The sequence below is a fragment of the Myxococcus sp. CA056 genome, assembly GCF_013336715.1.
Lineage (GTDB): Bacteria > Myxococcota > Myxococcia > Myxococcales > Myxococcaceae > Myxococcus > Myxococcus llanfairpwllgwyngyllgogerychwyrndrobwllllantysiliogogogochensis.
The window spans coordinates 362,440-375,845 of record NZ_JABUMT010000003.1; the positions used below are offsets into that span (position 1 = coordinate 362,440).

The 13,406-nt window shown below is 70.2% G+C and carries 12 protein-coding genes; 6 read left to right on the forward strand and 6 right to left on the reverse strand.

From position 1 onward, the window contains the following. Positions 1 to 26 precede the first annotated feature (26 nt). The 3 genes from HUA76_RS15980 to HUA76_RS15990 all read right to left on the reverse strand — a co-directional run bounded on the left by HUA76_RS15980 (position 27) and on the right by HUA76_RS15990 (position 3,788). Positions 27 to 416: a hypothetical protein gene (locus HUA76_RS15980; RefSeq protein ID WP_141645569.1), complete on the reverse strand. Its 390-nt coding sequence runs from the start codon at positions 414 to 416 to the stop codon at positions 27 to 29. Between the two features lie 225 nt (positions 417 to 641). Beyond that, positions 642 to 2,435 (reverse strand): bifunctional UDP-sugar hydrolase/5'-nucleotidase, encoded by a 1,794-nt coding sequence (locus HUA76_RS15985; RefSeq protein ID WP_174461366.1) that lies wholly within the window; start codon positions 2,433 to 2,435, stop codon positions 642 to 644. 45 nt (positions 2,436 to 2,480) lie between these two features. Next, positions 2,481 to 3,788 (reverse strand): myxosortase-dependent phytase-like phosphatase, encoded by a 1,308-nt coding sequence (locus HUA76_RS15990; RefSeq protein ID WP_174461367.1) that lies wholly within the window; start codon positions 3,786 to 3,788, stop codon positions 2,481 to 2,483. A 141-nt stretch (positions 3,789 to 3,929) separates the two neighbouring features. Here HUA76_RS15990 and gmd point away from each other — a divergent pair, with 141 nt between their 5' ends. From gmd to HUA76_RS16005, 3 genes are all read left to right on the forward strand, one after another. After that, positions 3,930 to 4,904, forward strand: coding sequence for a GDP-mannose 4,6-dehydratase (gene gmd / locus HUA76_RS15995; RefSeq protein WP_141645572.1), 975 nt, complete (start codon positions 3,930 to 3,932; stop codon positions 4,902 to 4,904). Continuing rightward, positions 4,905 to 5,843 carry a GDP-mannose 4,6-dehydratase gene (locus tag HUA76_RS16000; protein ID WP_141645573.1) on the forward strand — a complete coding sequence of 313 codons (939 nt, stop codon included), beginning with the start codon at positions 4,905 to 4,907 and terminating at the stop codon, positions 5,841 to 5,843. Positions 5,844 to 5,971: 128 nt separating this feature from the next. Beyond that, complete coding sequence (locus HUA76_RS16005) at positions 5,972 to 6,532, forward strand: NADAR family protein (RefSeq protein WP_174461368.1); 561 nt, start codon at positions 5,972 to 5,974, stop codon at positions 6,530 to 6,532. Here HUA76_RS16005 and HUA76_RS16010 read toward each other — a convergent pair. Genes HUA76_RS16010 through HUA76_RS16020 form a run of 3 tightly spaced genes read right to left on the reverse strand, consistent with a single transcriptional unit; the run spans position 6,483 to position 8,923 of the window. After that, complete coding sequence (locus HUA76_RS16010) at positions 6,483 to 7,208, reverse strand: hypothetical protein (RefSeq protein WP_174461369.1); 726 nt, start codon at positions 7,206 to 7,208, stop codon at positions 6,483 to 6,485. The genes HUA76_RS16005 and HUA76_RS16010 overlap by 50 nt on opposite strands. A 25-nt stretch (positions 7,209 to 7,233) precedes the next feature. After that, positions 7,234 to 7,764, reverse strand: coding sequence for a hypothetical protein (locus tag HUA76_RS16015; RefSeq protein WP_174461370.1), 531 nt, complete (start codon positions 7,762 to 7,764; stop codon positions 7,234 to 7,236). 55 nt (positions 7,765 to 7,819) lie between these two features. Continuing rightward, a complete protein-coding gene (locus HUA76_RS16020; RefSeq protein ID WP_174461371.1) occupies positions 7,820 to 8,923 on the reverse strand; it encodes a glycosyltransferase family 1 protein in 1,104 nt (367 codons plus the stop codon). 29 nt (positions 8,924 to 8,952) lie between these two features. Here HUA76_RS16020 and HUA76_RS16025 point away from each other — a divergent pair, with 29 nt between their 5' ends. The 3 genes from HUA76_RS16025 to HUA76_RS16035 all read left to right on the forward strand — a co-directional run bounded on the left by HUA76_RS16025 (position 8,953) and on the right by HUA76_RS16035 (position 13,131). Continuing rightward, positions 8,953 to 11,187: a glycosyltransferase family 4 protein gene (locus tag HUA76_RS16025; protein ID WP_174453339.1), complete on the forward strand. Its 2,235-nt coding sequence runs from the start codon at positions 8,953 to 8,955 to the stop codon at positions 11,185 to 11,187. Then, entirely contained in the window at positions 11,184 to 12,032 is an 849-nt protein-coding gene (locus tag HUA76_RS16030; protein WP_174461372.1) for a hypothetical protein, read from the forward strand. The genes HUA76_RS16025 and HUA76_RS16030 overlap by 4 nt, the downstream gene beginning before the upstream one ends. A gap of 268 nt (positions 12,033 to 12,300) precedes the next feature. Beyond that, the gene (locus HUA76_RS16035; protein WP_174461373.1) at positions 12,301 to 13,131 is read left to right on the forward strand and encodes a glycosyltransferase; all 831 of its coding nucleotides are present in this window, start codon (positions 12,301 to 12,303) and stop codon (positions 13,129 to 13,131) included. Positions 13,132 to 13,406: the final 275 nt, after the last annotated feature.

Below are 13,406 nucleotides of genomic sequence, written 5' to 3' on the forward strand. Positions count from 1 at the left end.
AGGGGTGACTTCGGAGCGAGGAGCCGTCAGCCCCGCGCGGGCGTGGCGGGCTCGGCGACCTCGGCGGTGGCCTTGGGAGCGGCGCGCTCGACGACCTGGAGCACCGGCGCGGCCTCGGTGGGCGCGGCGGTGGCCTCGCCCTTGCCAGCCTTGGGCTTCTTGGTGCCCGCGCCCGAGCGGCACGTCCGGCACCAGGGCTGGTTGCGGATGGCGCCGTCCGCCATCTTCCGCAGGCCGAACTGGGCCAGGGGCTTCAGGGTGCGACACTTGATGCACATCAACGAGATGAGCACCTCGTGGCCATCCGCGTCGTAGACGGCGGACTTGCGCCGCTTGCGCGGCTGGGCCTGCCCCGGCTCACGCGGCTTCGCCTTGTCCGGCGGCGGCGGCATCATCGGGGTCACTTTGTAGAGCATGTCAGTCCCTCCGCTCTCGGAGGCCCTCGCACGCAGTCCCTGATGACGGGGCCACCTCGGCACGGGCACTCGCGAGCCCTAGAGTAAGGACTCTTCCTTCCGTTGAAAACTGATCCCAGGCCGAAAAATCGGCCCGGGAGCGTTTCCGCTGATCTTTCCAAGGGTTGGCGGCCCCATTCACCGCCAGCGGATCAGCTCGCGGTCGAATTTTCAGCCCAGGTTCTCTCAGCGAGAGGCTGTGGGACACACCTGTGCGACACCGCTGTAGCGCACGCGTCCCAGCGCGGGCGTGGGCAGGACGCCCCCGTGGGAACGGCCGTAGGAGATCAGCGCCTGGCGCAGGTCCATTCCCCGGACCGGGGAGAGTTCGGTGCGCTCGGGAGGCAGCGGCCGCGTCACGCCGTCCACGCCGTCACCACCCCGGGCGAGGAAGTCCGGCACCGCCACGCGGTAGCGCTGCTCTGGCACGAGCGGCTTGCCGCCCTCCAGCGTGACACCCTGTAGCCGACCGGGCCCGGGGCAGCGGGCCAGCGTCAGCTCCAGTCCCGACACGGCGAACACTGCGCCGCGCTCCACCCCATGGGCCAGCTCCAGCAGGTGCCGCAGCTCGGTGCCGGTGAGCGTGAGCACGGCCACGGTGTTGTCGAAGGGCAGCGCCTGGTAGACGTGGCCGAAGGACAGCGTCCCACCTGGTAGGTCGGCCCGGATGCCTCCGGGGTTCATCACCGCGGCGTCCGCGCCGGCCGCCTCGCGCAGCGCATCCGCGATGAGGTTGCCCAGGGCACCCTCCTCCGTGAAGCCGCGCGCCAGGGGCGAGGCGCAGGAGACGCCCGACGCACGTCCCTGGGACGCATCGACCTCCGCCAGCGTGGGCGCGAGCAGCCGCGTCACTTCCGCATCCGGCTGCATCGGGGTGCCCAGGAAGACCGCGGGCGCGAGCTTCACCTCGGCGCGCTCGCGCAGGCGCCGTGCATCGCAGCCGCCATGAGTCGCTTCCACCTGGGTGCACAGGGGAATGGCGGCCTGGATGCGAGTGAGTGACGGGTCCACGCGGCGGCGCACGGGGTCCACGAAGAGCTCCACCACGCCCAGCGAGCGAGCCTGTCCCGTCGTCTCGATAATGGGCACCCCGTCGAAGAAGTGGCCCATCGTCTGGTGCGTGTGCCCCGCCACCACCGCGTCCAGCGTGCCCGGGGGCAGCGCGGCCAGCATGTCGAGAATCTCAGCGTCGCCCCTGTCGCAGCTCGACGTGTCCCGGGGGTTGCGCATGTCGGAGCACTGGCCGCCCGCGTGCGCCACCGCCACCACCACGTCCGCGCCGCGCTCACGCAGGGAGCGTGAGGCCTCGAGCGCCGAGGACGCCAGGGGCGCGAAGCGCAGCGAGGCGACGTTGGCCGGATTGGTGACGCTCGGGGTCGACTCGGTGGTGAGGCCCAGCACGCCGACGCGAAGGCCCTTCACCACGACGATGTGCGTGCCGTCGTTGCCCAGCCACGCGGGAGTCTTCCCCGTCGTCGCGTCGCGGAGGTTGGCGGACAGGAACGGAAAGCGCGCTTGCTTCACGCGCGCCTTGAGAGCGCCGAGCGGGTCCTCGCCAGAGCCCGAGGCCATGGGCGCGGGCCCCACGGGCCCGTAGTCGAACTCGTGGTTGCCGATGGCCGCCGCCGTGAACCCCAGGTGGTTGTACACGTCGACGACGATGGCCCCCTCGGTGAGGTTGGACGCCAGCGTGCCCTGGAAGAGGTCGCCACCATCCAGGAGCAGCACGCCTCCGGGGTTGTCCTCGCGCAACCGCGCGACATACGCGGCGAGGGTGGCGGCGCCGCCCTCCTCCACCGTCCGACCATCCGCGAGCCGCGCGCGGTGCGGCTCCACCTGCCCGTGGAAGTCGTTGAGGCCCACCAGGGTGATTCGCACTGGTGACGCGGGAGGCGAGGAGACAGGCGCGGAGGGCTGGGTGCCGGCGCAGGCGGCGGCACAAGTCACGAGCGCGAGGAGGAAGGGACGCGAGGAACGCATGAGCGGCCGCACTTCATCGTGCCCCGCGCCCCATGGCAACGCGCTTCAGCGCTCGCGGCGTCGGCGCACCGACAACCCCAGGGCCAGCAGGCCGAGGAGCACACTACCGGGCACGGAGGCGGCGGCACACGTGCAGCCAGACGTGTCGTTGTCCAGGTCGATACCGCCACCGCCCGGCGAGGGGCGCCCGCCGCCCCCTCCGATTCCGCCCCCATCCAAGCCGCCATCCGAGCCCGCGTCGGTGCCACCGTCGCCCGTCGACGGCCGGGTGTCCACGCGCAGCGGCGGCGTGAAGGCCGCGGCCACGGCCTCCCACCGCAGCAGCTTCAGGTTGTCCGTGCCGCCATTGTTGGAGTCCTGCGCGACGAAGAGTCCCTGGGGGAACTCCAGCCCCATCGGCAGCGCCGACACCGCCAGCGCGCGCGGCGCCTCCACCGCGTCGAGGCCTCCATCCCCCGCCGTCACACGGAACGAACCCAGGAAGGCATACGTGCGGCGATCCAACACGGCGAACGTGCCCGCGCCCGTGTCCGCCGCCAGCAGGTAACCCTCCGCGTTGGCCGCGCGGTACAGCGCCACGCGGTTGACGGTGCTGGACAGGTTGCTGCCCGTCGCCGACAGGGACGCCACCAGGACTCGGCTGGTGCCGCCGTTGGGCTCCGCGTTGTAGCGCCAGATGGCCTCGCCGGCCTGCACGACGTAGACGAAGCCCAGCTCCTCATCGGCGACCAGCCCGGTGATGGGGCCTCCCACGTCGATGGCCGGACGCACCAGCGTGGAGGACAACCCGCCATCCTCTCCGGACAACTCGAACTGCTGCAGGGAGCCGTCCGCGGTCCCCGCGAACACGAAGAAGCGACCGGTGCCGGGGCTGCGATAGAGCGCCACGGTGTTGAACGTCGTGCTGTTGGCGACGAACGGCCCCACGCCAATCCGCTGCACCCGATTCGTCGTCTGGAAACCATCCACGACGTAGGCCGACAACCCGACGACGGTGTTCGCCGTCACCGCCAGGGAACGCGTCGACGGCCCCAGCCGGAAGCCATCCCGGACCGCGACGCTCACCGTGGGTCCATCCTGCTCCTGCTCCAGTTGTTGACCATCCAACCCGAAGGTGGAGAGGCCGGAGTTCTGATTGTCATAGGCCGTGAGCAGCAGCCCGATGCCCGCATCCCCCTGCCCCGCGACGGGCGACCCTACCCAGACAGCGACGTCCTGGATGAGACCGCCTGTCGCGGCGGGCCCGGGCGTCGTCTCCCGCACGGCGGGGACTTGAAAGGGCTGGGTGGATTGAGCGGAGGCAACGGAGCCGGCGACGACAGCCGCCAGGGCGAAGACGAGAGGGTGACGCATGACCAAGGCTCCAGGCAGGTGGGTCCTCCCTAACTTCGCACGAGGGGTGTGCCTTTCAAGTACGAAGCCAGAGGGAACGGTTGGCTCCGGGCAACCGCGTCAGGTACAAAGTGCGTCTTCCAGCCAACAGCGAAAAAGACCATGGCGACCAAGCGCGCACTCATTACTGGCATCACGGGGCAGGACGGCAGCTATCTGGCGGAGCTTCTTCTGTCGAAGGGCTACGAGGTGCACGGCATGGTGCGCCGCTCGTCGGAAGAGAAGTTCGAGCGCATCCAGCACCTGCACGGCAAGATTCAGCTCCACCAGGGAGACCTGCTGGACCAGTTCTCGCTCGCGGCGCTGCTGAATCTGGTCAAGCCGGACGAGGTCTACAACCTCGCGGCCCAGTCCTTCGTCCCCACCAGTTGGAACCAGCCGGTGCTCACCGGTGAGTTCACCGCGCTGGGCGTGACGAAGATGCTGGAGGCCATCCGCCACACGCGGCCCCAGGTGCGCTTCTACCAGGCGTCTTCCAGCGAGATGTTCGGCAAGGTGCTGGAGGTCCCCCAGACGGAGGACACGCCCTTCTATCCGCGCAGCCCGTACGGCGTGGCCAAGGCGTACGGCCACCACATCACCGTGAACTACCGGGAGTCCTTCGGCCTGTTCGCGGTGAGCGGCATCCTCTTCAACCACGAGTCTCCGCGCCGTGGCCTCGAGTTCGTCACGCGCAAAGTCACCTACAACGTGGCGCGCATCAAGCTGGGCCTCCAGGAGAAGCTGCCCATGGGCAACCTGGACGCCAAGCGCGACTGGGGCTTCGCGGGCGACTACGTGGAAGCCATGTGGCTGATGCTCCAGCAGGACCAGGCCGAGGACTACGTGGTGGCCACCAACGAGACGCACACGGTGCGCGAGCTGGTGGAGATCGCCTTCGGCCGCGTGGGGCTGGACTACCAGAAGTTCGTCTTCACCGACCCGGCCTTCGTGCGCCCGGCCGAGGTGGACCTGCTCATCGGCGACCCGGCGAAGGCCAAGGCCAAGCTGGGCTGGGAGCCGAAGGTGCGCTTCAAGCAGCTGGTGGAGATGATGGTCGACGCGGACCTGGAGCGCGTGAAGGCGGGGCAGCGGTAGATGCGGGTTCTCGTCACGGGAGCGGATGGGTTCGTCGGCAGGCATCTGTGCGCGCTTCTGCGCGCCGCCGGTGACGAGGTGGTTGAAGCGCACGGGCCGCGCGGTGAGGGCGTCAGCAGCAGCGCCCTGCACTTCGACGTGGCCAACGAGGCCGCGGTGAAGGCCGCCGTGGCCGAGGCGAAGCCGGACGGCGTCATCCACCTCGCGGGCTTCAGCTCGGTGGCCAAGAGCCACCACAACCCCTCGCGCGTGTTCGCGGTGAACACCATGGGGGTGGTGCATCTGTTGACGGCGCTGCGGGAGAACGCGCCGAAGACGCGCGTCGTCCTCGTGGGCTCGGGTGAGGTGTACGGCCCGGTGCCCGAAGGAACGCGCGCCACCGAGGACACCCCCGCGGTGCCCCTGAGTCCCTACGCGGCCTCCAAGTCCGCGGCGGAGCTGGCGGGTGTGCAGTTCCACCGCAGCTACGGGCTGGAAGTCATGATGGCGCGGCCCTTCAACCACCTGGGCGCAGGTCAGGACCCGACATTCGTCGTGCCCTCCTTCGCCTCGCAGATTCGAGCGATTGGCCTGGGCACGGTGGACCCAGTGCTGCGCACGGGCAACCTGGACGCGGTGCGCGACTTCTCCCACGTGCGTGACGTGGTGGAGGCCTACCGGCTGCTGCTCGTGAAGGGCGAGCCCGGGCAGGCGTACAACATCTGCAGCGGCGAGGGGCGGACCATCCGCAGCCTGCTGGAGGAGATGCTGTCGCTCGCGGGCGTCAATGCGCGCATCGAGCTGGACCCCGCGCGCCTGCGTCCCTCCGACATCCCCAGCCTCATCGGGGCTCCGGACAAGCTGCGCGCGCTGGGATGGACGCCGAAGCTGACGGTGACGGACGCGCTGCGCGACGTGCTCGGCCCCAAGGTTCCGGGCGCCGCCCGAGCCCAGGGCTGAATCGCCCTGCACGGGAGGTGCCTCTCCTGGGGCGCCTCCCGTCCAGCGGCTGGCCGACCGCATGGCGCTTGTCAGGGCCTCGCGCCCCGAGCGTTGGTGTACAATCAACACCAACCAGGAGGCTCGCGATGGCTGGCACTCAGCGGCAGGGCAGGTTCACCTTTTTCTGGAAAGAGGAGTCGCCCTTCTCGCAGTGGCACCGCTCCGAGTTCGTGGTGGACGGGGTCCACTACGGCTGCACGGAGCAGTACATGATGGCGGGCAAGGCGCGCGTCTTCGGTGACATGGAGGTGCTCGCCAGCATCCTGAAGACCTCGGCGCCCAAGGCGCAGAAGGCGCTGGGTCGCAAGGTGAGGAACTTCGATGCCGCCACGTGGGAGCGTGAGCGGGAGCGCGTCGTCCATGAGGGCAATCGCGCGAAGTTCACCCAGAACGCCTCGCTGCTGGAGGCCCTGCTGGCCACGGCTGGCACGGAGCTGGTGGAAGCCAGTCCCATGGACCGCATCTGGGGTGTGGGGTTGAGCATGGACAATCCCAACATCCAGGACCCGTCCAATTGGAGGGGACTGAATCTATTGGGCAAGGTGCTGACGCGCCTGCGTGAAGACCTCATCGCGGAGGGCATCACCGTGGCCTCCGTCAGCGCTTCACGTGCGTCCACGCATCCAGACGTCGCACCAGGGCGGTGAGCGTCCACAAGTCCGCGGGGTTGTCGGGGCGCACCGCGTCCAGGGCGCGCAGGAGAGGCGCCCTGGAGCGCTCCTCGCCCCACTCGGACAACACGCGCAGCGCCATCAGCGAGGACTGACGCGAGAGCAGCTCCAACAGCACCTCCACGACGCGAGGACTTCGCTCGTCGGCGAGGCGCTGCACCGCCTCGTGGCGCTCCTCCGGCGTCGAGGCCGGGTCCGCCAGGCGCTCCGCGAGCGCACGGAAGCGCGCCTCGGCCAGGACAGGGCGCGGGCCGGGCGTGTCCCAGTGCTCCACGGTGACGCTCGTGCGCCCGAAGGCGACCACCTCGCGGCGCACACCATCGTCACCGAACAGTCCCATGAGCCGCTCCGGCGCGGGGCGCCCTCCGACGAGCAGTTGCGCCGCGCGCTCCGACAGCTCCGACGAAGCACCAAGCAGATGAACCCGCAGCACCGTGGCCTCCGCTTGGAAGCGGACTCCTGCGCGGACGCGCTCGGACTTGAGGAACACCTCCGCCATTCCGCCCGCGCGCACGTACCAGCGGTACTCGAGCCACACCGCGCTCGGCCGCAAGCCGAAGCGGTCATCCTCCGCCTCGACGAGCCGAGGGGCACCTTCCTCCAGGCCGCTGAAGCTGCGCTCCAGTACGGCCAGGGCCTCCGATAGCTTCATGTCGCGTCCAGGTTCTCGATGGGGCTCAGAACGAGTAGCTCACCGGCGCGGACAGGCCGGGCAGGGCCAGCTCCACCGTGCCGGAGTCCTTGCCGGGCTGCGCGGCCCAGGTCTGGGAGACGGTGCTCAAGTCATACCGGAGCTCGGCGAACTTCATGGCCTTGCACCGGTCTCCGTTGGCGTCGTGAATCATCACCAAATTGGCCACGGGCGCAGCGCCAGACTTCTGCTGGAACGTGCCGTCCCAGGCCAGCGTGTACGAGTGCTCCGCGCAACCACCGCCGTGCGAGACGTTGAGCGTCAGGATGTTGCCGTCCACCCTCGCCCCCTCGATGTTGATGGGGTCCTTGGGTTGGGGGTTGGCCCTCACCAGGATGGGCAGCGCCTCGGCCGGCTTCGCCTCTTCACCGGGCGACGGGTCCGCGGCCTCCGCGTCGGGCGAGGCCGCGGCGTCCTGCTCCACCTGCGGCTCCGCGGGGTCCTGCTTCGCCGGAGCGCTGGCGCACCCGACCAGAAGACCGCTCAGCACGAGACCACTCCACACGAGCTTTCGCATCCGCATCCTCCACTCTCGATTCGCCGCCGAAGCTCCGACGGCGAGGCTCCAACCCTCAGCGTCGGAGCGCGGCCTCATACACCGCCAGCGTTCCTTCCGCCGTCCGTTCCCAGGTGAACTCCGCAGCCCGGGCCCGGCCCTTCTCGGCGAGGGCACCGCGCTCTCCGGGTGAGCGCAGCAGCCGATGGATGGTCTCCGCGAGCCCCTCCGCGTCGTCCGGACTCACCGCCAGGGCCGCGCTGCCGCAGACCTCCGGGAGCGAGCCCGCCGTCGAGACGATGGCCGGAGTGCCCAGCCGCATCGCCTCCAGCGGGGGCAGGCCAAAGCCCTCGTAGCGCGACGGGAACACGAACAAGGCCGCGCGCCGCATCAGCTCGTAGAACACCGGCTCGGACTGATAGCCCAGCGGGCGGATATCGAGCCCCTCCGAGCGCAGCCGTGCGATGCGCGACTCCACGCGCCCCGAGCCGAACCAACTCTGTCCCGCCAGCACGAGCGACGCGGGCCGCCCCTGCGCGTTCAGTCGCTCCATCGCGTCCAGCACCAGGTCCACGTTCTTGCGCACGTCGAGCGAGCCCGCGTAGAGGACGAAGTCCTTGGGCAGGGCGAGGGCGCGCAGGAAGTCCACGCTCGTCGCGTCCAGCACGGGCGCGTGGACATGGTCCACGCCGATGGGCACCACCACGGCGCGCGACTCCACTTCCGGGAAGCGCTCCAGCAGGTCCTGCCGCGTGCGCTCGCTGATGCACACCACCCGGTCGGCCAGCATCAAGCTGCGCGACAGCCACAACCGGAACTGCCAGCGGAACTTCGCCGAGACGGTGTCCGGCATGATGAGCGGAATCAGGTCCAGCACCGTGAGCACGTAGGCCGTGCCGGGTATCCGCGTCAGGGGGAGATTGAAGTTGCCCAGGGCGTGGTACAGCGCGGGCTTCGAGCGCTCCAGCACCCGAGGGAGCCGAGCGAGCGTCCAGGCGGTGCGGCCGCTGTCGCCCCTCGGATGGTCGCCCGAGCCCCGCGCGCCCAGCTTCTCCAACCGCACACCCTTGGCCTCCAGCGCGCCCGCGAGACAGCGGGTGTAGAGGCCGATTCCGGTGGTGGGCTCATCCCAGAGCGTCGCGTCGAAAGCGATGGGGCCGGTGGACACGGTGCGCCTCATACCACGCCCCTGTGATAGGCAGGGCGCGCATGGCGATTCACCAGCTGATAGCGAGCTTCGTGCCCGGCGACGCCACCGGGCAGGCCGCGTTGCACCTGCAGCTCCTCCTGCGCCGGCTGGGTGTGTGGGGCGGCCTGTACGCGGATGAAGTCGGCGCGGGGTTGGAGGGCCTGGCCAGTCCCGCCTCGACGTTGAAGCCGGAGCCTGGCGACCTGGTGCTCTATCACCACGGCATCGCCTCTCCGCTGAGCAGCCGGCTCATGCACCTGCCGTGTCGGCGCGGCCTCGTGTTCCACAACATCAGCCCCGCGCGCTTCTACTCGGGACTGTCGCTGGAGAACGCGCTGGTGGCCGGCCGCGCCCAGCTCGCGGCGATGGCGCCCTTCGTGGACGTGGCCATCGGCGTGTCGGACTACAACTCCGCCGAGCTGCGCGTCGCGGGCTACCGCAACGTCCACACGGTGCCGCTGCTCATCGAGCCGGAGCGCTTCGGTCCCGAGCGCGCGGACGCGAAGCTGCTGAGCAAGCTGTCGGGCCCCGGTCCCGTGTTGCTCGGCGTCAGCCGGGTGATGCCGCACAAGCGCTTCGAGGACCTCATCGCCCTGCACCGAGAGGTGCTGCGACTGCGCCCCCAGGCGCGCTTGTTGATGGTGGGCGGGTACGAGCCGGGCAGTCGCTACTTCCGCTCGCTCAAGCGCGAGGCGCGGGGCTTGAGCGGCGTGAGCTTCCTGGGCCGGCTGAGCCACGCGGAGTTGGTGGCCGCGTACCGCTCCGCCTCCGTGTTCGTTTCGATGAGCGAGCACGAGGGCTTCGGCGTCCCGCTCATCGAGGCCATGGCGTCGGACGTGCCCGTGCTGGCGTACGCCGCCGCGGCGGTGCCGGAGACGCTGGGCGGCGCGGGCATCGCGTTCGACCAGAAACGCTTCGCGTTCCTCGCGGAGCTGGCGGTGGACCTGAGCGAGGACCTGTCGCTTCGCGAGCCCGTCATCGCCGGTCAGCGACGCAGGCTGGAGCACTTCTCCGCCGCGTCCGTGCAGCGGGCGCTGTCGGAAGCGCTGGGTTCGTCCCTGCCCGCGTCGCGTCCCCGTCGTGCGCCTCCGAAGCGGCCTCGCGTGGCGGTAGTCGTGCAGCGCTATGGCGAGGTGACAGGAGGCGCGGAGATGTTGGCCGCGCAGGTGGCCGAGCGCCTCACGCCGCACTGGGACCTGACGGTGCTGACCACGTGCGCGAAGAACCACCTCTCCTGGGAGAACGACTTCCCGGCGGGGCCGGACACGGTGCGCGGCGTGGACGTGCTGCGCTTCCCCGTGACGCGGGTGCGCAACATCCGAGGCTTCAACGGGCTGTCGCGAAAGCTCTTCGACAAGAGCAACGAGCGGCTGCGCGAAGAGCAGTGGATTGCCGAGCAGGGCCCGCTGGCTCCGGGGCTTCTGCGCCATCTGGCCGACACGCGAAACGCGTACGACGGCTACCTGTTCTTTACGTACCTCTACGCGCCGACGGTGTGGGGCATGCCCCTGGTGGCGGACCGCGCGCTGCTGGTGCCGACCACGCATGACGAAGCGCCCATCCGGTTCGATGCGTACCGTGACGTCTTCGAGCTCCCTCGCGCGCTGCTCTGCCTGACGCCGGAGGAGCTGACCATCATCGAGAAGTACTTCCCGGGCCATGCGAGGACTCGCGTGGTGGGCGTGGGCGTGGAGCGGCCGGCCGCCGATGGGGCTCGCTTCCGCGAGAAGCACGGCGTGCACCGCGACTACCTGCTCTACGTGGGCCGGCAAGAGCCGGGCAAGGGTGTGCCCGAGCTGCTCCAGTTCCACCAGGCCTTGAAGCAGCGGTACGCGGACGCGCCGGACCTGGTGCTCGCGGGTGACGCGCACATGCCGCTGGAGGGCGATGGCGTGCGCTACCTGGGACGCATCCCCGAGCAGGACAAGCACGACGCGTTGGCCGGTGCCCTGGCGGTGGTGGTGCCCTCTCGCTACGAGAGCCTGTCACTGCTCACGCTGGAGGCCTTCGCGCAGGGCACGCCGGTGTTGGTGAACGGGCGCTCGGACGTGCTGGTGGGACAGGTTCAACGCAGTGGCGCGGGCCGCGCGTATACGGACCTGGACTCGTTCATCCAGGGACTGCGCGAAGTGGGCGAGGCGCGAAGCGCGCTGGGCGCGAGCGGTCTGGCGTACGTGAAGAAACAAGGGTGGCCGCAGGTGGTGGCCGCCTATCGGGACGAGCTGCAACGCATCCTCGAGGAGAAGCATCGATGAAGCTGCTGGGACGCGACATTCCGGCGCGGGAGCTGCTGACCCGCATCGAAGAGCGCCTGCGAACGCGAGGCCTGCCCACTTCCGAAGCGGTGGAGGTGCCCGCCGAAGGCGTGGAGCCCCGAGTGGAGCCACTGACCTTCAACCTGCACGCGCTGGAAGAGAACGCCGACGCCACGCGCGCGCTGCCGCTGCAGACGCACCGGGGTGGCGTGGGTCAGCTCGTGGTGGTGGCCAAGTGGGCCTTCCGCAAGTCGTGCCAGGTGTTCATCAACGAGGCCCTGGGTCGACAGCGCGTCTTCAACGGACACGTGCGCGACTCGTACGCCCAGCTCTCCGCCGAGGTCGTCCGCCTGCGCCGCGAGGTGGAGCAACTGCGCGCCCGTCAGGCCAGTGATTCGTCGAGCGCGATTCAGGTACGGGCCGCCGAGCCCTCGCTGGAAGCACAGCGCTCCCCTTCTCCGCGGGTGACGAAGGAACCGGCGCGCACCGAACAGCCCCCGGCCGCGCGGCATGCACCCCGGCCGCGCGCCGAGAGTTCAACCGGCCCTGCTCGCCCCCAGGTGGAGCAGTCGCGACCGACGCCCCCCGTGCCGAAGGCGAGCCCCGCTGCGCGGAGCCACGGTGCGCGAGGAGCAGTTCATGGCGGAGCGTCTCCGTCGACGTCGACAGGCGCCGCGGCCGTGCTCCCCAAGCCCCGGTCTCCCAAGAACGAGACGGAGCCTCGGCAGGTGCAGTCGCCCCCCACTCCGGCTGGCGTCCCGGCGAAGAAGAAGCCCTCGTCCCCGCCCGAGAAGCACCCTCGTGGACCCAACACCTCCAAGCCGCGACGTCCGAAGCGGCGGTAGCGAGGGCGCCGACCCCTGCCGAGAACCCGGCGCGACGGAAGCCTCTGGCCGTCGCTCCGCCCGGCAGGTCGACGACACGGTTGGGCACCTGCATCCCCACGTCCGAACTTTCGAAAACGCAGGAGGCAGGCACGCCCCCTCGCCGCTCGTGCCGTCAGGCCACCCAGCCCCGGGGAACCGCACCTGACGAGCACCCCACGCGCCGAGGCATCGAGGGCCTCGCGCGCTCGCATTGACGCCCCTCCCCCACCGTGCTCAAACCCGGCGCGTGGAAGCGCCCTCCATCAGCGTCGTCATCCCCGCCTACAACGAGGGGCAGCGACTGCCTCGCTTCGTGGAGTCCCTCACCCGCGTCGCCCTGCTCCAGCCGACGCCCCGGGTGGAGTTCATCGTCGCGGATGATGGCAGCGCGCCAGAGCACGCCACGCTGCACCAAGCCAGCATCGAGGCGGCCCAGGCCCGACTGTCGGCCGCGAGTTCGCCCCACCGGTTCACGTATGTCGCCGCGCCCCGCAATGGCGGCAAGGGCTCCGCCATCCGCCTCGGCTGGCGCCACGCTTCTCCTGGAGCCACCTGGCTCGCCTTCCTGGACGCGGACGGGGCCATCAACGCCGAGGAGCTCTTCCGACTGGTGCGGCTGACCGACACTCCCGACGCCGAGGGCGTGGACGTGCTGGCGGGCTCCCGCATCCTCATGGCTGGCCGCCGCGTGGTGCGCAACCTCCACCGCCACCTCCAGGGCCGCATCTTCGCCACCCTGACGGACCTGCACTTCGGTCTGCGCTTCTACGACACGCAATGCGGCGTGAAGCTCATGAGAGCCTCGGTGCTGCGCCCGCTGTTGGACGTGCTGCGTGAGGAGCGCTGGCTGCTCGACGTGGAGCTTCTGGCCCTGCTCCAGCGACAGGGGGCCCGCTGTCTCGAGGTCCCCATCGACTGGGAGGACTTCGGTGGCTCCAAGGTCATCCCCGGCCTGGATGCGGCCCGCATGTTCTGGGGGCTGTTCAAGCTCCGCCGCCGCCTGGAGCACGTCGCCCTGCCCGCTCCCGGACAAGGAAGGGCGCTGCCCACCTCGCTGCCGGGTATCGATACCCGGTGACAGCGGCAGCGCCGTGGACCGGCGCGCCACCCACGGGTCTCCCGCGACACGGCGAAGGGCCCCCTTCCTCGCCAGGAGAGTGGCCGACAGGGCGTCAGGGGCCGCCTCCGGGTGCTGCTCCAGAGGAAATCCAGGCGGGTCGGCACACAGCCGCCCCCCTGTGCGGGCACCTCAACACATGGCGCGGTGTGCCGTCGCACCCCGGGACGGAGCTCTTGCCCCCGGGGCCCGGGCCGACAGGGAGGCTGGCGTCGGGCTCCCGCGTTACAACTCCA